Raw genomic sequence first — 21,547 nt, forward strand, 5'->3', positions numbered from 1 at the left:
AAACGCCGTCGTGGCGCTGCTGGAGAAAGTCTGTTCCCGGCGCGCCAGGCGAGCAATCGAGTCATGGCTGCGATCCTTGCCATTGCACCTGCAAATCGTGCCAAGCTCGCTTGCCGGGGGGGATTTGGCTAAGGTTGGCGCGATCAACCAGCCGGACATGGCCCATGTGGGAGCGAGCTTGCTCGCGAAAGCGGTGTGTCATTCGACCGCTATGTTGCGTGTGATGACCTCTTCGCGAGCAGGCTCGCTCCCACAGGTTGGTGTGTTTGTCACAGGTATTGAGGACGTTTGAGCCATGAACAAATCCGTCGCCATCGTGGTATTCCCCGGCGTGCAGTCACTGGACGTCAGCGGCCCCATGGACGTGTTCGCCGAAGCCAACCGCTTCCTCGCCCCGCAGGATCACTATCGCTTGCAAGTGATCGGCCTCGAGCACGGGCCGATGGCCTGTTCCAACGGCATGAGCCTGAACGCCCACTGCCACTTCAGCGAAGCAACGGATATTCATGACCTGTTGCTGGTTGCCGGTGGCCCGCAATTGCCGTTCATGGATTTCGGCCCGACGTTCGACACCTGGCTGCGTAACGCCTGTGGTCGCGCCCGGCGTTTCGGCTCGATCTGCAACGGCGCGTTCATGCTCGCCCGCGCCGGTTTGCTGGACGGGCGCACCGTCACCACCCACTGGAACGATGCCGAGGCGCTTGTGCAGTTGTGCCCCACCACGCGGGTCGAGGCGGATCGCCTGTATGTCGAGGACGGCACGCTCTATACCTCGGCCGGGGTCACGGCAGGCATCGATCTGTCGCTGTACCTGTTGGCGCGCGATCACGGTGCCGAGGTGGCGCTGAGTGTGGCGAAACGGCTGGTGGTGTTCACCCAGCGCTCGGGCGGGCAATCGCAGTTCAGCCCGTTCCTCACGCCGCATGCCGAACCGACGTCAGCGGTGGCGCTGGTGCAGCTGTATGTGTTGGCCAATCTCACTGGCGACCTGACGATTGCCGATCTGGCCAATGCAGCGAACATGAGTGCGCGCAATTTCTCGCGGGTGTTCGCCCGGGAAGCCAAAGTGACCCCGGCGGAGTTCGTCGAACGAGCGCGGGTGGATGCAGCGCGGGTGATGTTGGAAAGCACCACGGCGCCGTTGAAGACCGTGGCGTATCAGTGCGGGTTTCGGGACGCGCAGCATATGCGCAGTGTGTTCAATCGGCGCTTGGGCGTGACGCCGCAGCAGTTTCGGCTGAATTTTGCGCTGGATGTCTGATCCGGGCTTGAGCTCGAAAGTCCTCACCCCAGCTCTCTCCCAGAGGGAGAGGGGGCCGACCGCGGTGTCTGGCGTGTTACATCGACCTGAAAGACCTTATCGATTATGGAATCGGTGCCAATCTTGCACGTCGGCGTTTATCCCCAATATCCCCCAATCGGTCCCCTCTCCCTCTGGGAGAGGGCTAGGGTGAGGGGCTCTTCAGGGCTTGCGCGCAGGCAACAGCTTCAACGTACTCCGCGTATTCGCCAGCACCTCTTCCTCGCTGAAATGCGCCTGCACATAAATCCCCTCCACATATGCTTCAGCCTGATCGTCATAGTGACGATCAAACGGCACACCACTCTGGCCCACCGGATTGATCGTCAGACCATGCGCAGGATCGGCGAAATCCACCAGACGCCGCGTCGACGGTCCATAGGTTACCGGCCATGGCGCCGGGGCGATTTTCGCCGAGAGGTTGTTCGGCACTTCGTGGCTGCCTGGCGCAGCGAACGGGCCGACGTTGAACAGGCGATCCAGCGGCTTCTGCTGGCCCAGCGGATGGGCATGGGTCAGGATGTGCGCCGCTCCCCACCGCCAACCCGCCACATCATCGCCGAGGGTCAATTGCAGATGCTGCATGCTCGCCGCCCACGCCGTGCGCACGACATCGGCGCGGGTTTCTTTGGCTGACGTGCTGCGATTGTCCCACCAGGGTGAATCAGCTCTCGCCGCCAGTCGCGGCAAGGCGGAATCGATCACCCGCGTCGACAGCAGTGTCTCGAAGAAGTCATTGCCCAACTCATCGCGCATCGCCGCGTCGGCAAGGTCGTAGAGGAACTGGTTGAACACCGTCGCGCTGACCGAATCCAGCGGATAGTCGCCGGGCCATTGCGCCAATTGCTCGACCAGTTTGCGTTGCGCCGGATCGCCCACCACTTCACGCAACACCGGCAACAACGGCGCCAACAGACGCGGGCCGTAGCCGGTCGCGGTGCCCAGTTGCAGTTTCTGGTTGGCCTCGTTGCTCCACTTCACCCGGTTGTCACTGAGCTGACGATCAAGCTGCTGGCCGCGATCGGCGAGGTTGTAGTAACCGGGAATCTCCATGCCGGTCGGCGATACCGGCTGAAAGTTGGCCGAGACGATATAGCCGCGTGCCGGGTTCTCTTCCTGTGGGTTGGCACTGAATGGGTAGTAACCGTCCTTGTCCGCCTCAGGCGTGCTGCCGTCGAGAATGAAGCCCGGTTTCACCCCGGCCGGACGTTTCGGCAGCAAGGCCGAAGCCCACCAGGCGATATCGCCCTTGGCGTTGGCGTAAACCAGATTCAGACCCGGCGCCTGCACCTTGGCCGCCGCGGCACGGGCCTTGGCCAGGGTATCGGCGCGGTTGAGCTGGTAGAAACCTTCGAGGATCGGATTCGGTGTTTCGAGGAACGCCCACCACATCGCAATCGGGGTTTTCCCGGCAGCGCTGCCGAGGGCATCGTTAACGATCGGCCCATGCGGCGACTGGCGCAAAGTGATGGTCACCGGCGCCTGACCCTTCACACTGATCTGCTGCTCGCTGACGAGCAGGTCGGTCCACTGGCCGCGGTACCAGACCTGATTGGGGTTGTCCGGGTTGACCTTCTCGGCGATCAGATCGAGGTCGTCGTTCTGGAACATGGTCAGGCTCCAGCCGAAATCGAGGTTGTGGCCCAGAAACGCGAACGGCACCAGCGCCTGGTGATGGCCGTACAACTCAAAGCCCGGCGCCGACAGCTGCGCCTCGTACCACACCGACGGCACCGAGAAACGAATGTGCGGATCGCCGGCCAGCAACGGCTTGCCACTCTGGCTGCGGCTGCCGGCAATCACCCAGGCGTTGCTCCCTTCGAACTGCGGCAGACCGTTGTCGATGAGCGCCTGTTCGCTGAGGCGGGCGAGGGCGGTGAGGTCCTGCCAGTCGCCGGCGGCGAGGGCTGGCGCCTGCCTGGCGTGATCGGTGGCGAGTACGCCTTTGGCCTGCCAGTCGAGATCGAACACATTGAGGTAATCGGCGCCGAGCTGATCGCGCACGTAGGTCAGCAGCGGCTCGGTGCGAAACGCGGCGGCAAAGCTGTAGGCCATGTAACCGGCGACGCTGATGCTGTCTTCGGCGGTGAACGGCCGCTTGGGGATGCCCAGCACGTCGAACTCGATCGGCGCGGCGTGGCTGTCCTGATACTCGTTGATGCCATCCAGATAGGCTTGCAGGCCCCTCCACGCCGGCGACTGCTTGTCCAGGCTGGCGACATAACTGGCGGCGCGCTCGCGGATGCGCAGGCTGCGAAACAGCTTGTCGGTGTCGAGCAGTTTCGGCCCGAGCACTTCGGCCAGTTCGCCCCGGGCGAGGCGACGCATGGCTTCCATCTGGAACAACCGATCCTGCGCGTGCACATAACCGAGGGCGCGATAGAGGTCGGTTTCGTTCTCGGCACGGATATGCGGCACACCGCGCTCGTCATAGCGCACGGTCACCGAGCCTTGCAGGTTATGCAGCTGCACCTGGCCCTGGCGCGTCGGCTGCTTGCTGTAGACATACCCGCCAGCGGCGCAGAGCAGGACAACGACCAGCAGGGCAACGACGATCAACGCACGCTTCATGGTGACTCCTTGTGCAGGCGGGAGGGCCGCCCGTCGGGCTGCAAACATTTAGCACAGAGCATCTGTGCGGTGCAGCGCTGTCCTTGAAAAGTCCGGAATGCCTTACCGCGCATCCGCCGGCCACGGGCAATAACAACCCACTGCCAAGGTGTGCGTAGCGTTCACCGGGCGGTCTTCCGTCAGGGCATGCAGGATCGGTTCGATGAAGCTGTTGCTGGAGTTGCAGGTCAGGCCTTCGCTGTACGGGCCAAAGTAGGCGAGTTTACCGCTGCGATCCCAGATCGCCACGGCGGGGCTGGCGGGGATCTGCTCGGAGCCGGGCAGTACGATAATGGTTTTCAGGCCGGCGAGGGTGGCGGGCAACTGGCCGTGGCTGCCGGGTTTTTGCACGGCGAAGAACTCCACGCCGCGCGCGCCGAACTGTTCGACCATCTCGCTCAGGTGCTGTTGATTGCCGACGTTGCACGGACAGGCCGGGTCCCAGAAATGCACGAGACGGATATTGCCCGGTCCGGCGAGGTTGTCCGGCAGGCGCAGCGGATCGCCGGAAAACACCGCCGTATGTTCGCTGAACGCACGCAGGTAGCGGCCCTGAAACCAGTCATACGCCGCCCACAGCACCCCGGCGCAGATCAGCGCGAGCAGGCTGGCGAACAGTGCGGTGCGGTAGGGCGAACGCATGGTTTCGGAATCTGAAAAGGTTGGCTAGCTTGCCATGCTTGCTCCGACAGATGAATATCGCAGGCCGATAAAGTCCGTTTACCGCTTTGGAATGTGCGCATGCCTGATACTTTCGACCCCGATCATTTACGCGCGAGCCTCAAGCCGTTGGCCGAGTGGCAGCCGTTATCGGATGAGGCGAAGGCTTATCAGCGCTTCTACAAGACCGACTTCGCCGAGCGCGATGTGTGGCGCGGCATGGGTCGTTTCGAGGTCGATGGCTACGAGTTGGTCAGCCATTGCTGGTGGCCGGAGAAGGTCAAGGCGACGCTGTTTCTGCTGCACGGTTACTACGACCACATCGGCCTGTACCGGCATGTGATCGAGTGGGCGCTGGATCAGGATTTCGCCGTGATTGCCTGCGACTTGCCGGGGCATGGGCTGTCGAGCGGACCGCGGGCGAGCATCCGCGATTTCGCTGAATATCAGCACATGCTGCAAGCGCTGTTCGCTGAAGCGACTTCGATCGCGCTGCCGCAGCCGTGGCATTTGTGCGGGCAGAGCACCGGGGGCGCGATTGTCGTCGATCACCTGCTCAATCATGGCGAAAACAGCCCGGCGCAGGGGCAGGTGATTCTGCTGGCGCCGTTGGTGCGACCACGGGCCTGGGGCTGGTCGCAGTTGAGTTATTACCTGCTGCGGCCGTTTGTTCGCGGCGTTGCGCGGCGCTTCAGCGAAAACTCCAACGATCCGGACTTTCTGCCTTTTCTGCAGGCTGATCCGTTACAGCCAAGGCGTCTGCCAACGAAGTGGGTGGGCGCGTTGTCGCACTGGATCATCCGGGTCGAGCACGCGAAAAAAAGCCCCCGACGGCCGCTGATCATTCAGGGGCAGGCGGACATGACTGTGGACTGGCAGCACAATCTGCAGGTGTTGAAATGGAAGTTCGACCGCCCGCAGATTCTGCTGCTGGCCGAGGCGCGGCATCATCTGGCCAATGAAACGGCGGAGATGCGTGAGGAGTATTTCGAGTTTTTGAGCAAGCGGATCAGGGGCAGGAATCTCTGAAGCGTTAAGGCAAGATCAAAAGATCGCAGCCTTCGGCAGCTCCTACAGGGGAACGCGTTTCAATGTAGGAGCTGCCGAAGGCTGCGATCTTTTAAGGCTGGCCGACCGCCAACCCCGCCCGAATCGCCGCCAGCGCCGCCTGATAGTAAGCCTTGCCCTCGGTCGACTCGGCAAACGTCGCAAACTCTTCCAGCTCTTCATCCGACAAATCGCGATAAACGTAGAGCAGGGTGTTGTTCAGATCGGCGCCGATCTGATCCATCAGGCGCTGGCGCTGGCCGTTCAACATGCCCTGCGCCTGGCCGCCACCGAGCAATCCCGGGATCATTGAACTCAAACTGTCCGCCGCCACGCCCGCAATCGCCAGACTGACCTCGGCGCCAGCCTCACGGGCCGGCAGGGCTTGCGCCAAGTGGCCGATGATCAGCAAACGACTGTCGCTGGCCTGCATTTTTGGCAGGCCCTGGGCATTTTTCGCCAATTGATCGCGGCGGGTCGCGAGCAGTTCGGCGGCGACGATTTTCTTGCCCAGTGGTGACTGGAAAAAGGTCAGCGCCGGTTTCGGATCGGCGAGTTTCTGCCGCAGTTGCGCTTCGGCGCGTTGATCCATGGCCTGCGCGGCGAACCGCTGGTTGCTGTTGTTGACCAGTGCTTGAAACACCGCTGGCGGCAGGCTGTTCTGATAGCGCTGCTGGGCGGCGCTCAGGGCATCGTTGAAATGCGCGCGTTGTTCTGGCCAGCCGGCGACCTTGTACAACTGATCAAAGCCGTCCGCCCAGGCGGGCAATACGCAGAACATCAACAGTGAAAAAAGCAAACGGCGCATAGGGACTCCTGTCAGCAGCGGACTATTGTCCGTGCGGTGCCGGTACTTGTCGAGAATTCGTAGCAAGCCGCTGCGTGGCTCTGTCGGATTTATTGCCGTCGGCATACTATGCGCGCCATGCCGATATCCTCTGAACACCCGCTGCTGTTACGCATTGTCGACGACCTGGCCGAACACGGCTGGTCGCAGCAGAACATCTTCCTGCCCGCCGATCTGACCCGGGCGCTGGCGGCCGAGTGCCGTAAACGTGAAGCCGAAGGCGAACTGGCGCCGGCAGCGGTCGGGCGCGGGCCGTTTTCGGAGATTCGCGAGGGTATTCGCGGCGATCACATTCAGTGGATCGACCCCGGCCAGGCCGACGCCACCGACCGCTACCTGAGCCTGATGGACAGTCTGCGCGAGGCACTCAATCGAGGTCTGTTTCTGGGTCTGGAAGATTTCGAATGTCATTTCGCCCTGTACCCGCCCGGCGCGTTCTATCGCAAGCACGTCGACCGCTTTCGCGATGACGACCGGCGCATGGTGTCGGCAGTGATCTACCTCAACGACGCCTGGCTGCCGGAGGACGGTGGCCAGTTGCGCATGTACTTGAACGATGAGCGTGTGCACGATGTGCAACCTACCGGCGGCTGCCTGGTGGTGTTTCTCTCCGGCGAAGTGCCCCACGAAGTATTGCCGGCCCATCGCGAACGGCTGTCGCTGACCGGATGGTTTCGTCGCCGTGGCAACGAGCCGTTCTGAGCATGGAAAAGATTCTCGTCAGCCGCTGCCTGTTGGGCCACCGCGTGCGTTATGACGGTGGCGCGAGTGGTCCGTTTGATCTGCTTGAGCAGTGGATCGAAGAAGGCCGGGTAGTGCCATTGTGTCCGGAAGTGGCCGGTGGTTTGCCGACGCCGAGGGCGGCGGCGGAGATTCCCGGCGGGCAGGGCGGTGAGGTGCTCGATGGCAAAGCTGCTGTCGTCACTACCGAAGGCGAGGATGTCAGTGCGCAGTTTCTCGAAGGTGCACGCCAAGCGCTTGAGTTGGTGAAAAAGCACGGCATTCGGGTGGCGGTGCTAAAGGCCAACAGTCCGTCTTGCGGGAATCTGCTGACGTATGACGGGACGTTCAGTGGGGTCAAGGTCAGTGGCGAAGGGGTGACGGCGGCGTTGCTCAAGCGTCATGGGGTTCGGGTGTTCAGTGAGCTTGAGCTGCCGCAAGCCGCGCAAGCCCTGACCCGACTCGATTAAAAGTTTCATCGCAAATCCAACTGTAGGAGCTGACGAGTGAAACGAGGCTGCGATCTTTTGATCTTCAAAATCAACATCAAAAGATCGCAGCCTGCGGCAGCTCCTACGGTTCGGTGAGCCACTTCTCGGTCAGCGCCGCTAGGCGTCCGTCGTCTTTGATCCGCTGCATCGCGCTCTTGAGACTGGCCTGAAACGCCGGATTACCTTTCTGAAACGGAATCGCCAGCTCCACCGGCGCCGCCGCTTTCGGCTTCTCTTCGGTCAACGCCTGCACCAGCACCATAGGCCGCGGTGTCTCGTCCTTCTTCGCCAGCAGTTGCCCAGCGACCTCGCCGTACGGCTCGCTGAAGTCGAAACGATCCTTGAGTTCGGGTGTCAGTGCTATGTGGTTGAGCGCGACGTCGTACTTGCCGCTTTCAACGCCCTGGAGCAGATCGCCCTCGTCGGTGACGATGAAGTCGGCGCGTACATCCAGCTCCTTGGCCAGAAGTTGCCCAAGCTCGACCTCGAACCCTGTGAGTGTGTCGCCTTCCTTGTAATTGAAGGGCGGTGTATTAGCCTCAAGGGCTATGCGCAGCTCGCCACGGTCGTTGACATCATCAATCAGTTCGGCGTGAGCCAGCGGGCTCAGAAGGGGTAGCAGGCAGATCAGGCCAGGCAGCAAGCGCATGGTCACTCCTTTGAAATCATTATCGCGACGCTCTGATTCAGGCTCGCTTTGCTATGGTTGTCGAGTGCCTTCGACAACGAATGGTCATGAAGTTGTCATGACCGTGCGGATTTTACGGAAAAACTGGAGAAGAAAATGAAAAGCTTTATGTCTCGTGCAGCGTTGGCCGGTGTGCTGATGGGTGTTTCGGTGCTGGCCAGTGCGGCGACGCCGGCTCCCAAGGATGCTGAAGTGTTCATCGTTTCTCCCGAGGACGGCGCCACCGTCTCGCAGGAATTCAAAGTCAAGTTCGGCGTCAAGAACATCGCGCTGGCCCCGGCGGGTGACACCACCAAGAACACCGGCCACCATCATCTGCTGATCGACGTCGACGACCTGCCGGCCGAAGGCGCGCCGATCCCGACTGACGCGCACCACATGCATTTCGGCAAGGCCCAGACCGAGGCCACGATCAAACTGGCCCCTGGCAAGCACACCTTGCAACTGATTCTTGGCGACAGCGGCCACATGCCGTTCGACCCATCGATCGTTTCGGAAAAAATCACGGTTAACGTGAAATAAAAAAGGGAGCCCTTCGGGGCTCCCTTTTTCTTGCGCTAAGAACGCTGTGCTTAGAACAGCACTCGACTACGGATAGTGCCGTTGACGTGTTGCAGTTTCTCTTGCGCCAGCTCCGAGTACTCGGCGTCGACGTCGATCACCACGTAGCCGACCTTCTCGTTGGTCTGCAGGAACTGACCGGAGATGTTGATGCCGTTTTCGGCGAAGACCTTGTTGATCTCGCTCATCACACCAGGGATGTTCTCGTGGATGTGCAGCAGGCGGTGCTTGCCAGGGTGAGCCGGCAGGGCCACTTCCGGGAAGTTGACCGACGACACCGAAGTCCCGTTGTCGCTGTACTTGACCAGTTTTTCCGCCACTTCCAGACCGATGTTGGCTTGCGCCTCGGCGGTCGAGCCACCGATGTGCGGGGTCAGGATCACGTTGTCGAGGCCACGCAGCGGGCTTTCGAACTCTTCGTCGTTGGAGCGTGGCTCCACCGGGAATACGTCGATGGCCGCGCCGATCAGGTGCTTGTCCTTGATCGCGTCCGCCAGGGCGTCCAGCTCGACCACGGTGCCGCGTGCGGCGTTGATCAGGATGCCGCCCTTCTTGATGGCGCGGATTTCCTTCTCGCCGATCATCCACTGGGTCGCCGCGGTTTCCGGCACGTGCAGGGTGACGATGTCGGACATGCCCAGCAGCTCATGCAGGTTGTTGACCTGGGTAGCGTTGCCCAGCGGCAGCTTGGTCACGGTGTCGTAGAAGAACACCTGCATGCCCAGACCTTCGGCCAGAACCGACAGCTGCGTGCCGATCGAGCCGTAGCCGACGATGCCCAGCTTCTTGCCACGGATCTCGAACGAGTTGGCGGCGGACTTGATCCAGCCGCCACGGTGGCAGGAGGCATTTTTCTCAGGGATGCCGCGCAGCAGCAGGATCGCTTCGGCCAGTACCAGTTCCGCTACGGAACGGGTGTTGGAGTACGGCGCGTTGAACACGGCGATACCGCGCTCGCGGGCCGCACTGAGGTCAACCTGGTTGGTGCCGATGCAGAAACAGCCGACCGCGACCAGTTTCTTCGCGTGATCGAAGATCTCTTCGGTCAGTTGCGTGCGCGAGCGAATGCCGATGAAGTGAGCGTCAGCGATCTTTTCCTTGAGCTGGGCTTCCGGCAAGGAACCAGTCAGGTATTCAATGCTGGTGTAGCCCGCCGCCTTGAGGACGTCGACAGCCGATTGGTGGACGCCTTCGAGAAGAAGGAACTTGATCTTGCTCTTATCGAGAGAAGTCTTGCTCATCTGCGTAAACCTGTATCCCGGAGAAAAATGGCAGGGAGGGAGCAGCCTGGAGCTGACCCGCACGGCAACAAAGCCGTCACCGCGGATCTGGCCTTGGGCACTGTCCTGCGGGGTCGGTATGCTAGCATAGCCACCCCGCTAAACACTCATTCCTGCGACGTGAAGCGTTCTCAGGATGACCATGAATTGTTCGAGAGTTCTGTCGATGACCAATCCTGCGCTGATTGATGAACTGAAGACCCTGGTTGAGCCTGGCAAGGTCCTGACCGATGCCGACTCCCTGAACACGTATGGCAAGGATTGGACCAAGCACTTCGCCCCGGCGCCAAGCGCCATCGTGTTTCCCAAGACCATCGAACAAGTGCAGGCAGTGGTGCGTTGGGCCAACGCGCACAAGGTCGCGCTGGTGCCTTCGGGCGGGCGCACCGGGCTGTCCGCCGCTGCGGTGGCGGCCAATGGCGAAGTGGTGGTGTCGTTCGATTACATGAACCAGATTCTCGACGTCAACCTCACTGACCGCACCGCCGTGTGCCAGCCGGGTGTGGTCACCGAACATTTGCAGAACGTGGCCGAAGAAAACGGCCTGTACTACCCGGTCGACTTCGCCTCGGCGGGTTCAAGCCAGATTGGCGGCAACATCGGCACCAATGCCGGCGGAATCAAAGTGATTCGCTACGGCATGACCCGCAACTGGGTGGCCGGCATGAAAGTCGTCACCGGCAAGGGCGACGTGCTCGAGCTGAACAAGGATTTGATCAAGAACGCCACCGGTTACGACCTGCGTCAGCTGTTCATTGGCGCCGAAGGCACCCTCGGTTTCGTCGTCGAAGCGACCATGCGCCTTGATCGCGCGCCGAAGAACCTCACCGCGATGGTCCTCGGCACCGCCGATTTCGATTCGATCATGCCGGTGCTGCACGCCTTCCAGGGCAAGCTTGACCTGACCGCGTTCGAATTCTTCTCCGACAAGGCGTTGGCCAAGGTCATGGGCCGCGGCGACGTGCCGGCGCCGTTCGACACCGACTGCCCGTTCTACGCCCTGCTCGAATTCGAAGCGACCACTGAAGAAGTGGCCAACAGCGCGCTGGAAACCTTCGAGCACTGCGTTGAGCAGGGCTGGGTACTCGACGGCGTGATGAGCCAGAGCGAAACGCAGCTGCACAATCTGTGGAAGCTGCGCGAATACATCTCCGAAACCATCTCCCACTGGACGCCGTACAAGAACGACATCTCGGTTACGGTTTCCAAGGTGCCGGCGTTCCTGCGCGAGATCGATGCGATCGTCGGCGAGCACTACCCGGATTTCGAAATCGTCTGGTTCGGCCACATCGGCGACGGCAATCTGCACCTGAACATCCTCAAGCCGGAAAACCTGAGCAAGGACGAGTTCTTTGCCAAGTGCGCCACCGTCAACAAGTGGGTGTTCGAAACCGTCGAGAAGTACAACGGCTCGATCTCTGCCGAACACGGCGTAGGCATGACCAAGCGTGATTACCTGACCTACAGCCGCTCGCCGGCGGAGATCGAGTACATGAAAGCGGTCAAGGCAGTGTTCGACCCGAACGGCATCATGAACCCGGGCAAGATTTTCCCGGTTTGATCGGTAATCTCTGTTGAATCAATGAAGGCAGGAGTCGGTAAATGAGCTATCAGCACCAGTACGTCGACGGCACGCGCATCCACTTCCCGATCGGGAAAGTCGTGTGCATTGGCCGCAATTACGCCGAACACGCCAAGGAACTGGACAACCCGGTGCCGACCGAGCCGCTGCTGTTCATCAAGCCGGGCAGTTGCGTGGTGCCGCTGGAAGGCGGTTTCAGCATTCCGACCGAGCGCGGTTCAGTGCACTACGAGGCGGAAATCGCTGTGTTGATCGGCAAACCGCTGTCGACCAAACCAAGCCGCGAAGAAGTCCTCGATGCGATCTCCGGTTTCGCCCCGGCGCTCGACCTGACCCTGCGCGACAAGCAGGCCGAGCTGAAAGCCAAGGGCCTGCCGTGGGAGATTGCCAAGTCGTTCGACGGCGCGGCAGTGATCGCGCCGTTCGTGGTCGGCAGCACTTTCGCTGACCTGACCGACATCGGCATTCGCCTGACCATCAACGGCGAAGTGCGCCAGGACGGCAACAGCAGCGCGATGCTCAACCCGATCGTGCCGATGATCCAGCACATGGCCGGCTGCTTCTCGCTGCAGGCCGGCGACGTGATCCTTACCGGTACGCCGGTGGGTGTAGGCCCGCTGAACGTCGGCGACGAGATCCTCCTCGAATTGCCGGGGGCGAGCCGCTTCAACAGCAGCGTGCGCTAACCGCCACACCGAAAATCCCCTGTGGGAGCGAGCTTGCTCGCGAAAGCATTTTTTCAGTCAACAAAGATGTCGACTGACACTCTGCCTTCGCGAGCAAGCTCGCTCCCACATTGTTTTATGGTGCCCTGAAGATCGCTGGCAACACACGCCAATCCCGCCATTTCCCGTTTTTTTCACATCCGCTCTGGATAATTTCCGCGATTTCGGCGTCTCAGCCGGCCTCTTTGTGCTATTACCTTTGGCCTGAATTTTCGGAACGCGTCCTTTGATGTCATCTCAAACTCAGCAAAAAACCACCCATCGTTCCCGCTTCGCTCTGCGCTGGTATGTCTGGCTGTTGCTGGCCATCGCAGCGGCGTATGGGCTGGCGTTCGCCATGCACTGGGATGATCGTGGTGTGCTGTGGGTGCTGGAGCGCTTCGAGAGCAAGGCCGAGCAGAAAGAGAGCGTGTGGCTGCCGGACTATCAGGTGGTGATCGATGCCAAACCGTTGCCGGGCATGGAGAAGGACGAAGCTTCCGACCTGGCTTACAACCCGCAGACCAAAACCCTGTTCTCGGTGATGGGCAAAAATCCGTTCCTCGCTGAGCTGACACTGCAGGGCGAGGTGCTGCGCAAGATGCCGCTGGTGGGCTGGAGCAATCCCGAAGGCCTGACGGTCATGGAAAACGGCCTGATGGCGATTGTCGACGAGCGCCAGCACACGCTGTCGATCGTCAAGGTCGACGCCGGTACCCGCGAGCTGAACATTGCCGATTTTCCGAAATACGACCTCGGACCGTCAAAAGACCAGAACAAGGCTTTCGAAGCCATCACCTGGGATCCGCGCAATCAGCAGCTGATTTTGGGCGAAGAACGCCCGCCAGCCTTGTTCATCTGGAAGAGCGATGGCAGTCAGACACTGACTGGCGACAAGCAGAAACTGGCCAGTGACGAGCTCGACATTCGCAACCTCTCGGCGCTGGCGGTCGACCCACGCACTGGCCATCTGTTGGTGCTTTCTGCCGATTCGCACCTTTTGCTGGAACTGGACGAGAAGGGCGAGCAAGTCAGCTTCATGACTCTGCTTGGCAATTTCAACGGTCTGAAAGACACCATTCCCCGCGCCGAAGGCCTGACCATGGACGAAGACGGCACGCTGTACATGGTCAGCGAACCGAACCTGTTCTATCGCTTCGAAAAGCACCGGTGATGCCTTCCCTGTAGGAGCTGCCGCAGGCTGCGATCTTTTGACTTTGACGTTCAAAAGCAGGATCAAAAGATCGCAGCCTTCGGCAGCTCCTACGGGGGTTGGCTTGTGGTCTGAGGCAAGTGGCCATTAAGCTTCAATTCAGACGGGCGTGATATTTCATCGGCCTGTCTTGAATCCGAGCCTGCCTGAATGCGTCGACTTGCCCGTCCCAAACCGTTGATTCTTGTCCTGTTGTTGATTGCTCTGATCGCGTTGCTCGCGCTCGGCCAGTACCTGCGCCTGTTCGAGCGCGCCTGGTTCAACCTGCACACCCTGTGGCAGCCGTTGAGCAGCGAGGCGATCGGTCTGGATCAATATCGGGTGATGATCGAGGCGCGGCCGATCGACGGGCTCGACGATGACGTCTCGGCGCTGACCTACGATCCGGTGCGCAAAAGCCTGTTCACCGTGACCAACAAGAATTCCGAACTGATCGAACTGTCGCTGGAAGGCAAGATCCTGCGGCGCATTGCTTTGGTCGGGTTCGGCGACCCTGAAGCGGTCGAGTACATCAGCGCCGACACTTACGTGATCACCGACGAGCGCCAGCAACGCCTGATCAAGATCCACCTCGACGCCGACACCACGTTCCTCGACGCCGAAGATGCCGAGCAGATGACTCTCGGTGTGCACATGGCCAGCAACAAGGGTTTCGAGGGGTTGGCTTACGATTCGGTGGGCAAGCGCCTGTTCGTGGCGAAAGAGCGCGACCCGATGCTGATCTACGAGGTCCACGGTTTCCCGCACTTCAAACCGGACAAGACCTACGCCGTGCACGTGATCAACAACCCCAAGCGCGATGCCGGGATGTTCGTGCGTGACCTGTCGAGTCTGCAGTACGACGAACGCAGCGGGCACTTGCTGGCACTGTCGGACGAGTCGCGGTTGATTATCGAACTGGATGTCGACGGCCGCCCGTTGAGCACCATGTCGATCAGCGGCGGACGCCAGGGTTTGCAGAAAACCGTGCCGCAGGCCGAGGGGATTGCGATGGACGATGACGGCACGTTGTATCTGGTGAGTGAGCCGAATCTTTTCTACGTCTTCAAAAAGCCTGCACAGCCTTAACTCACACCACAAAACACTGTGGGAGCGAGCCTGCTCGCGAAGGCGTCGTGTCAGCCAATGAAAATGTTGGCTGAACTGGCGCTTTCGCGAGCAGGCTCGCTCCCACAGGTTTATTCGTCTGCCCATAAAGTGTGGGCAGCGATGGCTTACTCAGCCTTCAGCGTCTTCACACCTTCACTGGTGCCCAGCAGCAACAGATCCGCCGGGCGCGCGGCGAACAGGCCGTTGGTGACCACGCCGACGATGGCGTTGATCTGCGCTTCCAGCTCCACCGGGTTGGTGATCTGCAGGTTGAACACGTCGAGGATGATGTTGCCGTTGTCGGTCAGTACGCCTTCGCGGTACACCGGGTCGCCGCCGAGTTTGACCAGTTGGCGGGCAACGTGGCTGCGGGCCATCGGGATCACTTCCACCGGCAGCGGGAATTCACCGAGCACCGGCACCAGTTTGCTGGCGTCGGCGATGCAGATGAAGGTCTTGGCCACGGCGGCAACGATCTTCTCGCGGGTCAGGGCCGCGCCGCCGCCCTTGATCAGGTTCAGGTGCGCATCGCTTTCATCGGCGCCGTCGACGTAGAACTCCAGATCGCTGACAGTGTTCAGCTCGTACACCGGAATCCCGTGGCCTTTCAGACGCGCGGCGGTGGCTTCGGAGCTGGCAACCGCGCCATCGAACGCGCCCTTGTGCTGGGCCAGGGCATCGATGAAGCAGTTGGCAGTGGAGCCGGTGCCGACGCCGACGATGCTCTTGTCGTCGAGTTTCGGCAGGATGAAGTCCACGGCGGCCTGGGCCACGGCCTGTTTGAGTTGATCCTGGGTCATGCGGGCTCCGAAGCGGGCAAGGGGTGGGCAGAAAGGCCGGCATTATAGGCCTCGCGGTCGTGAAGGTCATTGTCCTGTTGGCAGATCAAAAGATCGCAGCCTTCGGCAGCTCCTACAGGGGAATGCGTTCCAAAGTGTAGGAGCTGCCGAAGGCTGCGATCTTTTTGGGCGCATAAAACCTCTGGATCCGTGTGGTCGTGCGCCCGAAAGCCGGGTTAGACTCCTTGGCCCTGCCCAACCCGCTCAGTGATGCTTTCCGATGCTCGAACAGTACGTCAAAAAGATCCTCACCTCGCGCGTTTATGACGTTGCCGTAGAAACCCCGCTGCAGAACGCCCGCCAGCTCTCGGAGCGGCTGGGCAATGACATCTGGCTCAAGCGCGAAGACTTGCAGCCGGTGTTCTCGTTCAAGATTCGCGGTGCCTACAACAAGCTGACCCAGCTGAGCGATGAAGAGCGCGCCCGTGGCGTGGTCACCGCGTCGGCGGGTAATCATGCGCAGGGTCTGGCTCTGGCGGCGAAAGTGCTGGGCGTCAAAGCCACCATCGTCATGCCCAAGACCACCCCGGAAATCAAAGTCGAAGGCGTGCGATCACGCGGCGGCAAAGTGGTGCTCCACGGTGACTCGTTCCCGGAAGCGCTTGCCTATTCGCTGAAACTGGTGGATGAAAAAGGCTACGTCTACATCCATCCGTACGACGATCCCCACACCATTGCCGGGCAGGGCACCGTGGCCATGGAAATTCTCCGTCAGCACCCGCAGCCGCTGGACGCGATTTTCGTCCCGGTCGGCGGCGGCGGGCTGATCGCCGGTATCGCGGCGTACGTGAAATACCTGCGGCCCGACATCAAGGTGATTGGCGTCGAGCCGGACGACTCCAACTGCCTGCAGGCAGCGATGGCGGCGGGCGAGCGCGTTGTTTTGCCGACGGTAGGGATCTTCGCCGACGGCGTGGCGGTGGCGCAGATCGGCCAGTACACCTTCGAGATCTGCAAGGATTACGTCGATGAAGTGATCACTGTCAGCACCGATGAGATTTGTGCGGCAATCAAGGATATCTACGACGATACCCGCTCGATCACTGAACCTGCCGGGGCGTTGGGCGTGGCCGGGATCAAGAAATACGTCGAGCAGCGCGGCGTCAGCGGCCAGACATTCGTCGCCATCGACTCCGGTGCCAACGTCAATTTCGACCGCTTGCGCCACGTTGCCGAGCGCGCCGAGCTGGGCGAAGGCCGCGAGGCGATCATCGCCGTGACCATTCCCGAGCAGGCCGGCAGCTTCAAGGCATTCTGCGAAGCCATCGGCAAGCGCCAGATCACCGAATTCAACTACCGCTACAACACCGGCAGCGAAGCGCACATCTTCGTCGGCGTGCAGACCCACCCGGACAACGACCCGCGCAGCGCCTTGCTGGCGAGCCTGACCGAGCAGGGTTTCCCGGTCATCGACCTGACCGACAACGAACTGGCCAAGCTGCACATCCGCCACATGGTCGGCGGTCGTGCGGCGCAGGTGGTCGATGAAGTGGTGCTGCGCTTCGAATTCCCGGAGCGCCCGGGCGCCTTGTTCAACTTCCTCAACAAGCTTGGCGGGCGCTGGAACATCTCGATGTTCCACTATCGCAACCACGGCGCGGCGGACGGCCGCGTGGTTGCCGGCCTGCAAGTGCCCCATGACGAGCGTCATCTGGTGCCCGCGGCGCTGGCGGAAATCGGCTACCCGTACTGGGACGAAAGCGACAATCCGGCCTATCAGCTGTTTCTTGGCTGAGCGGCTACGCTGATGAGCATGGACCTACGGAAGAGAACGACATGGAAACCCTGACCACCCTGAAAGTCCTTCACGTCGCGGCGACCGTGGTCATTCTCGCGAGTGGGCTGGGGCTCGCCGCGCTGACCTGGCGTAATCGCAGCGAAGGCCCGGCCAGTACGATGCGCCGTCCGTGGCTGTTTATCTGGTGCCTGATGCTGATCGGCATGCTCAGCATGCCGTTCACCGGTTGGTGGCTGGTGCATCTGGTTGGCTGGCCCTTGGGGCAATTGTGGATTCTGGGGTCCAGCGTGATCTATGCCGTGGCCACGTTCAGTGCGGTCTGGCTGCTGGTTCGGCTGGATCGGCTGTGGACAACCGGGCTGGGTAACCGCACATTCAATCTGGCGCTGGCGATTGTCAGCGGCGTCGGATTTATCGCCATAGCGGGGTTGATGGGGGCGAAGCCGGTTTAAGGCCTGGTACCGAGTCGATCCCATTCGCGAGCAAGCTCGCTCCCACATTGGATCTGTGTCGTTCACAAATTCCCTGTGGGAGCGAGCTTGCTCGCGAAGGCGTAGTCAGCCGCGCAGACTGATCACCGGCCAGCCACGCTTCTCGGCCTCGGCGCGCAAATTCGGATCCGGATCCACCGCCACCGGATTCGCCACCTGCTCCAGCAGCGGCAGGTCATTCATCGAGTCGCTATAGAAATAGCTGTCCTCAAGCGAATGACCGGTCTCTTCCAGCCAACGATTCAGGCGCGTGACCTTGCCTTCGCGGAAGCACGGAATGTCGGTGCTGCGTCCGCTGTAGCGGCCATCGATCATTTCACATTCGGTAGCGATCAGGGTTTCCACGCCCAGGCGCACGGCGATCGGCGCCGTGACGAAACGGTTGGTCGCGGTGATGATCACCAGTTTGTCGCCGGCGTCGCGGTGCTTTTTCAGCAATTCCAGTGCCTTGGGCAGGACGATCGGCTCGATGCAGTCGCGCATGTAATCACTGTGCCAGGCGTCGAGCACGGCCATTTCGGTGCGGCCGAGAATTTCCAGGCAAAAGTTCAGGTAGGCAGCGTTGTCCAGCTTGCCGGCCAGGTAATCCTGATAGAACTCGTCGTTGCGCGCCTTGTAGGCGATCGGGTCGAGGAAGCCGCGCTCGCACAGATAATCGCCCCAAGCGTGATCGCTGTCGCCGCCCAGAAGGGTGTTGTCCAAATCGAATAGAGCCAGGCGCATTGCAGTTACCCGCTGAAAAGTCAGTAAAAAGGCGACAAGAATACGGTCTTTTCACAAGAGTGCACATAAGGTAGGAACCTTCGTTGCCGCCTGATCAAGCTTTGTGGAACAATGCGGCGACATGCGTTTGCGAGGTTGTTGCCGTGATCGACCCCGATGGTTTCCGCCCCAATGTCGGGATCATTCTGACGAATGACGCCGGCCAGGTGCTATGGGCTCGCCGTATCAATCAGGACGCCTGGCAGTTTCCGCAGGGGGGGATCAACCCCGAGGAGACGCCGGAAGACGCCTTGTACCGCGAGCTGAACGAAGAAGTTGGCCTGGAACGTGAAGATGTTGAAATACTGGCCTGTACCCGAGGCTGGTTGCGCTATCGTTTGCCGCAACGCCTGGTGCGTACCCACAGCCAACCGCTGTGCATCGGCCAGAAACAGAAATGGTTCCTCCTGCGCCTGATCTCCAACGAGCAGCGGGTGCGGATGGATCTGACCGGTAAACCGGAATTCGATGGCTGGCGCTGGGTCAGCTATTGGTATCCGTTGGGCCAGGTGGTGACATTCAAGCGCGAGGTGTATCGACGCGCTCTCAAAGAGCTTGCCCCGCGCCTTTTAGCGCGCGACTGACGACGGAGTTCGACCCCGAGCCATGCTCAATACGCTGCGCAAGATCGTCCAGGAAGTTAACTCCGCCAAGGATCTCAAGGCGGCGTTGGGGATTATTGTGTTGCGCGTCAAAGAGGCCATGGGCAGCCAGGTCTGCTCGGTCTACCTGCTTGACCCGGAAACCAATCGCTTCGTCCTGATGGCCACCGAGGGCTTGAACAAGCGCTCGATCGGCAAGGTCAGCATGGCCCCCAACGAGGGTCTGGTCGGTCTGGTCGGCACGCGTGAAGAACCCCTGAACCTCGAAAACGCATCGGTTCACCCGCGCTACCGCTACTTCGCCGAGACCGGTGAAGAGCGTTACGCCTCGTTCCTCGGTGCTCCGATCATTCACCACCGCCGCGTCGTCGGCGTGTTGGTCATCCAGCAGAAAGAGCGTCGTCAGTTCGACGAAGGCGAAGAAGCCTTCCTCGTGACCATGAGCGCGCAGCTCGCCGGCGTTATCGCCCATGCCGAGGCCACCGGTTCGATCCGTGGTCTGGGCCGGCAGGGCAAGGGCATTCAGGAAGCCAAGTTCGTCGGCGTGCCGGGTTCGCCGGGTGCTGCCGTCGGTACCGCCGTGGTCATGCTGCCGCCGGCGGACCTGGACGTGGTGCCGGACAAGACCATCACTGACATCAACGCTGAGCTGGCGCTGTTCAAGACCGCCATCGAAGGCGTGCGCGCCGACATGCGCGCGTTGTCCGCCAAACTGGCGACCCAGCTGCGCCCGGAAGAACGCGCGCTGTTCGACGTCTACCTGATGATGCTCGACGATGCCTCGCTGGGCAGCGAAATCACCACCGTGATCAAGACCGGCCAATGGGCCCAGGGCGCGCTGCGTCAGGTAGTCACGGAACACGTCAACCGCTTCGAATTGATGGACGACGCTTACTTGCGTGAGCGTGCGTCGGACGTCAAAGACCTCGGCCGCCGTCTGCTCGCCTATCTGCAGGAAGAGCGCCAGCAGAACCTGGTCTACCCGGAAAAAACCATCCTGGTCAGCGAAGAACTGACGCCGGCGATGCTCGGCGAGGTGCCGGAAGGCACGCTGGTCGGTCTGGTTTCGGTACTCGGTTCGGGTAACTCCCACGTTGCAATTCTGGCCCGGGCCATGGGCATTCCGACCGTCATGGGTCTGGTCGACCTGCCGTACGCCAAGGTCGACGGCATCGAAATGATCGTCGACGGCACCCGGGGCGAGGTCTACACCAACCCGAGCGAAGTGCTGCGCAAGCAGTTCGCCGAAGTCGTCGAAGAAGAGAAGCAACTGGCGCTGGGCCTCGACACCCTGCGTGATCTGCCGTGCGTGACCCTCGATGGCCACCGCATGCCGCTGTGGGTCAACACCGGCCTGCTCGCCGATGTGGCGCGGGCGCAGAAGCGCGGCGCCGAGGGAGTCGGTCTGTACCGCACCGAAGTGCCGTTCATGATCAACCAGCGCTTCCCGAGCGAGAAGGAACAGCTGGCGATCTACCGCGAACAGCTCGCCGCGTTCCACCCGCAGCCGGTGACCATGCGCAGCCTCGACATCGGCGGTGACAAATCGCTGTCGTACTTCCCGATCAAGGAAGACAACCCGTTCCTCGGCTGGCGCGGTATCCGCGTCACCCTCGACCACCCGGAAATCTTTCTGGTGCAGACCCGCGCGATGCTCAAGGCCAGCGAAGGCCTGAACAACCTGCGGATTCTGCTGCCGATGATCTCCGGCACCCATGAACTCGAAGAAGCCCTGCACCTGATCCACCGTGCCTGGGGCGAGGTGCGCGACGAAGGCACCGACGTGCCGATGCCGCCGATCGGCGTGATGATCGAGATCCCGGCAGCGGTGTACCAGACCAAGGAGCTGGCGCGGATGGTCGACTTCCTCTCGGTCGGCTCCAACGACCTGACCCAGTATCTGCTGGCGGTGGATCGCAACAACCCGCGCGTGGCCGACCTTTACGACTACCTGCATCCGGCGGTGCTGCAGGCCCTGCAAACCGTGGTCACCGACGCCCATGCCGAAGGCAAACCGGTGAGCATCTGCGGCGAGATGGCCGGTGATCCGGCGGCGGCGGTGCTGCTGATGGCGATGGGTTTCGACAGCCTGTCGATGAACGCCACCAACCTGCCGAAGGTGAAGTGGATGTTGCGCCAGGTGAACCTGAGCAAGGCCCAGGAGATGCTGGCGGAACTGATGAAGATCGATAACCCGCAGGTTATCCACAGTTCGCTGCAGTTGGCGCTGAAGAATCTTGGGTTGGCTAAGATGAATTCGCCGGTTGTGAACAAATCTCTCTAAGATCAAAAGCCCCTCACCCTAGCCCTCTCCCGGAGGGAG

General features: G+C 61.1%; 20 protein-coding genes. 13 read left to right on the forward strand and 7 right to left on the reverse strand.

Annotated features, from left to right (window positions below; translation table 11 throughout):
- The first annotated feature begins 295 nt into the window (after nucleotides 1–295).
- Entirely contained in the window at nucleotides 296–1,261 is a 966-nt protein-coding gene (locus AC0Z4S_RS15075; protein ID WP_485623606.1) for a GlxA family transcriptional regulator, read from the forward strand.
- Between the two features lie 201 nt (nucleotides 1,262–1,462).
- On the opposite strand, the gene AC0Z4S_RS15080 is transcribed toward AC0Z4S_RS15075, so the two are convergent.
- Both AC0Z4S_RS15080 and AC0Z4S_RS15085 read right to left on the reverse strand, forming a co-directional pair.
- Nucleotides 1,463–3,871: a penicillin acylase family protein gene (locus AC0Z4S_RS15080; RefSeq protein ID WP_485623607.1), complete on the reverse strand. Its 2,409-nt coding sequence runs from the start codon at nucleotides 3,869–3,871 to the stop codon at nucleotides 1,463–1,465.
- A gap of 102 nt (nucleotides 3,872–3,973) precedes the next feature.
- Nucleotides 3,974–4,552, reverse strand: coding sequence for a DUF6436 domain-containing protein (locus AC0Z4S_RS15085; protein ID WP_485623608.1), 579 nt, complete (start codon nucleotides 4,550–4,552; stop codon nucleotides 3,974–3,976).
- A 99-nt stretch (nucleotides 4,553–4,651) separates the two neighbouring features.
- Between AC0Z4S_RS15085 and bipL the strand changes: the two genes are divergently transcribed.
- Complete coding sequence (gene bipL, locus AC0Z4S_RS15090) at nucleotides 4,652–5,599, forward strand: phospholipase BipL (RefSeq protein WP_485623609.1); 948 nt, start codon at nucleotides 4,652–4,654, stop codon at nucleotides 5,597–5,599.
- 91 nt (nucleotides 5,600–5,690) lie between these two features.
- On the opposite strand, the gene AC0Z4S_RS15095 is transcribed toward bipL, so the two are convergent.
- Complete coding sequence (locus tag AC0Z4S_RS15095) at nucleotides 5,691–6,425, reverse strand: DUF2059 domain-containing protein (RefSeq protein WP_130900339.1); 735 nt, start codon at nucleotides 6,423–6,425, stop codon at nucleotides 5,691–5,693.
- Nucleotides 6,426–6,533: 108 nt separating this feature from the next.
- Here AC0Z4S_RS15095 and AC0Z4S_RS15100 point away from each other — a divergent pair, with 108 nt between their 5' ends.
- Complete coding sequence (locus AC0Z4S_RS15100) at nucleotides 6,534–7,166, forward strand: 2OG-Fe(II) oxygenase (RefSeq protein ID WP_064364708.1); 633 nt, start codon at nucleotides 6,534–6,536, stop codon at nucleotides 7,164–7,166.
- A 2-nt stretch (nucleotides 7,167–7,168) separates the two neighbouring features.
- Nucleotides 7,169–7,654, forward strand: a complete 486-nt coding sequence (locus AC0Z4S_RS15105) for a 2-thiouracil desulfurase family protein (protein WP_485623610.1) — start codon at nucleotides 7,169–7,171, stop codon at nucleotides 7,652–7,654.
- Nucleotides 7,655–7,757: 103 nt separating this feature from the next.
- On the opposite strand, the gene AC0Z4S_RS15110 is transcribed toward AC0Z4S_RS15105, so the two are convergent.
- The gene (locus AC0Z4S_RS15110; protein WP_485623611.1) at nucleotides 7,758–8,324 is read right to left on the reverse strand and encodes a transporter substrate-binding domain-containing protein; all 567 of its coding nucleotides are present in this window, start codon (nucleotides 8,322–8,324) and stop codon (nucleotides 7,758–7,760) included.
- A 135-nt stretch (nucleotides 8,325–8,459) separates the two neighbouring features.
- Between AC0Z4S_RS15110 and AC0Z4S_RS15115 the strand changes: the two genes are divergently transcribed.
- A complete protein-coding gene (locus tag AC0Z4S_RS15115) occupies nucleotides 8,460–8,885 on the forward strand; it encodes a DUF4399 domain-containing protein (protein ID WP_039757489.1) in 426 nt (141 codons plus the stop codon).
- 50 nt (nucleotides 8,886–8,935) lie between these two features.
- On the opposite strand, the gene serA is transcribed toward AC0Z4S_RS15115, so the two are convergent.
- Nucleotides 8,936–10,165, reverse strand: a complete 1,230-nt coding sequence (gene serA, locus AC0Z4S_RS15120; RefSeq protein ID WP_024014707.1) for a phosphoglycerate dehydrogenase — start codon at nucleotides 10,163–10,165, stop codon at nucleotides 8,936–8,938.
- 205 nt (nucleotides 10,166–10,370) lie between these two features.
- Between serA and AC0Z4S_RS15125 the strand changes: the two genes are divergently transcribed.
- From AC0Z4S_RS15125 to AC0Z4S_RS15140, 4 genes are all read left to right on the forward strand, one after another.
- Nucleotides 10,371–11,765 (forward strand): FAD-binding oxidoreductase, encoded by a 1,395-nt coding sequence (locus tag AC0Z4S_RS15125; RefSeq protein WP_485623768.1) that lies wholly within the window; start codon nucleotides 10,371–10,373, stop codon nucleotides 11,763–11,765.
- 41 nt (nucleotides 11,766–11,806) lie between these two features.
- Nucleotides 11,807–12,472, forward strand: coding sequence for a fumarylacetoacetate hydrolase family protein (locus tag AC0Z4S_RS15130; protein ID WP_485623612.1), 666 nt, complete (start codon nucleotides 11,807–11,809; stop codon nucleotides 12,470–12,472).
- Between the two features lie 268 nt (nucleotides 12,473–12,740).
- A complete protein-coding gene (locus AC0Z4S_RS15135) occupies nucleotides 12,741–13,664 on the forward strand; it encodes an SdiA-regulated domain-containing protein (RefSeq protein WP_485623613.1) in 924 nt (307 codons plus the stop codon).
- A 189-nt stretch (nucleotides 13,665–13,853) separates the two neighbouring features.
- A complete protein-coding gene (locus AC0Z4S_RS15140; protein WP_485623614.1) occupies nucleotides 13,854–14,771 on the forward strand; it encodes an SdiA-regulated domain-containing protein in 918 nt (305 codons plus the stop codon).
- Nucleotides 14,772–14,917: 146 nt separating this feature from the next.
- On the opposite strand, the gene rpiA is transcribed toward AC0Z4S_RS15140, so the two are convergent.
- Nucleotides 14,918–15,592 (reverse strand): ribose-5-phosphate isomerase RpiA, encoded by a 675-nt coding sequence (rpiA, locus tag AC0Z4S_RS15145; RefSeq protein WP_007913886.1) that lies wholly within the window; start codon nucleotides 15,590–15,592, stop codon nucleotides 14,918–14,920.
- Between the two features lie 259 nt (nucleotides 15,593–15,851).
- Here rpiA and ilvA point away from each other — a divergent pair, with 259 nt between their 5' ends.
- Together ilvA and AC0Z4S_RS15155 are read left to right on the forward strand one after the other, a co-directional pair.
- Nucleotides 15,852–17,366, forward strand: a complete 1,515-nt coding sequence (gene ilvA, locus AC0Z4S_RS15150; RefSeq protein WP_024014702.1) for a threonine ammonia-lyase, biosynthetic — start codon at nucleotides 15,852–15,854, stop codon at nucleotides 17,364–17,366.
- A 41-nt stretch (nucleotides 17,367–17,407) separates the two neighbouring features.
- Nucleotides 17,408–17,821, forward strand: coding sequence for a DUF2269 family protein (locus AC0Z4S_RS15155; protein ID WP_471877080.1), 414 nt, complete (start codon nucleotides 17,408–17,410; stop codon nucleotides 17,819–17,821).
- 105 nt (nucleotides 17,822–17,926) lie between these two features.
- On the opposite strand, the gene AC0Z4S_RS15160 is transcribed toward AC0Z4S_RS15155, so the two are convergent.
- A complete protein-coding gene (locus tag AC0Z4S_RS15160; RefSeq protein WP_281879727.1) occupies nucleotides 17,927–18,583 on the reverse strand; it encodes a histidinol-phosphatase in 657 nt (218 codons plus the stop codon).
- Nucleotides 18,584–18,726: 143 nt separating this feature from the next.
- Between AC0Z4S_RS15160 and AC0Z4S_RS15165 the strand changes: the two genes are divergently transcribed.
- The gene (locus tag AC0Z4S_RS15165) at nucleotides 18,727–19,206 is read left to right on the forward strand and encodes an RNA pyrophosphohydrolase (RefSeq protein WP_003229203.1); all 480 of its coding nucleotides are present in this window, start codon (nucleotides 18,727–18,729) and stop codon (nucleotides 19,204–19,206) included.
- A gap of 22 nt (nucleotides 19,207–19,228) precedes the next feature.
- Entirely contained in the window at nucleotides 19,229–21,508 is a 2,280-nt protein-coding gene (gene ptsP, locus AC0Z4S_RS15170) for a phosphoenolpyruvate--protein phosphotransferase (protein ID WP_065615097.1), read from the forward strand.
- Nucleotides 21,509–21,547: the final 39 nt, after the last annotated feature.

The organism is Pseudomonas sp. 1L-B-1-E-C1, assembly GCF_057291835.1.

Coding starts and splice junctions, on each gene's coding strand:
- AC0Z4S_RS15075 (WP_485623606.1), top strand. CDS start 296: ATGAACAAATCCGTCGCCATCGTGGTATTCCCCGGCGTGCAGTCACTG.
- AC0Z4S_RS15080 (WP_485623607.1), bottom strand. CDS start 3,871: ATGAAGCGTGCGTTGATCGTCGTTGCCCTGCTGGTCGTTGTCCTGCTC.
- AC0Z4S_RS15085 (WP_485623608.1), bottom strand. CDS start 4,552: ATGCGTTCGCCCTACCGCACCGCACTGTTCGCCAGCCTGCTCGCGCTG.
- bipL (WP_485623609.1), top strand. CDS start 4,652: ATGCCTGATACTTTCGACCCCGATCATTTACGCGCGAGCCTCAAGCCG.
- AC0Z4S_RS15095 (WP_130900339.1), bottom strand. CDS start 6,425: ATGCGCCGTTTGCTTTTTTCACTGTTGATGTTCTGCGTATTGCCCGCC.
- AC0Z4S_RS15100 (WP_064364708.1), top strand. CDS start 6,534: ATGCGCGCCATGCCGATATCCTCTGAACACCCGCTGCTGTTACGCATT.
- AC0Z4S_RS15105 (WP_485623610.1), top strand. CDS start 7,169: ATGGAAAAGATTCTCGTCAGCCGCTGCCTGTTGGGCCACCGCGTGCGT.
- AC0Z4S_RS15110 (WP_485623611.1), bottom strand. CDS start 8,324: ATGCGCTTGCTGCCTGGCCTGATCTGCCTGCTACCCCTTCTGAGCCCG.
- AC0Z4S_RS15115 (WP_039757489.1), top strand. CDS start 8,460: ATGAAAAGCTTTATGTCTCGTGCAGCGTTGGCCGGTGTGCTGATGGGT.
- serA (WP_024014707.1), bottom strand. CDS start 10,165: ATGAGCAAGACTTCTCTCGATAAGAGCAAGATCAAGTTCCTTCTTCTC.
- AC0Z4S_RS15125 (WP_485623768.1), top strand. CDS start 10,371: ATGACCAATCCTGCGCTGATTGATGAACTGAAGACCCTGGTTGAGCCT.
- AC0Z4S_RS15130 (WP_485623612.1), top strand. CDS start 11,807: ATGAGCTATCAGCACCAGTACGTCGACGGCACGCGCATCCACTTCCCG.
- AC0Z4S_RS15135 (WP_485623613.1), top strand. CDS start 12,741: ATGTCATCTCAAACTCAGCAAAAAACCACCCATCGTTCCCGCTTCGCT.
- AC0Z4S_RS15140 (WP_485623614.1), top strand. CDS start 13,854: ATGCGTCGACTTGCCCGTCCCAAACCGTTGATTCTTGTCCTGTTGTTG.
- rpiA (WP_007913886.1), bottom strand. CDS start 15,592: ATGACCCAGGATCAACTCAAACAGGCCGTGGCCCAGGCCGCCGTGGAC.
- ilvA (WP_024014702.1), top strand. CDS start 15,852: ATGCTCGAACAGTACGTCAAAAAGATCCTCACCTCGCGCGTTTATGAC.
- AC0Z4S_RS15155 (WP_471877080.1), top strand. CDS start 17,408: ATGGAAACCCTGACCACCCTGAAAGTCCTTCACGTCGCGGCGACCGTG.
- AC0Z4S_RS15160 (WP_281879727.1), bottom strand. CDS start 18,583: ATGCGCCTGGCTCTATTCGATTTGGACAACACCCTTCTGGGCGGCGAC.
- ptsP (WP_065615097.1), top strand. CDS start 19,229: ATGCTCAATACGCTGCGCAAGATCGTCCAGGAAGTTAACTCCGCCAAG.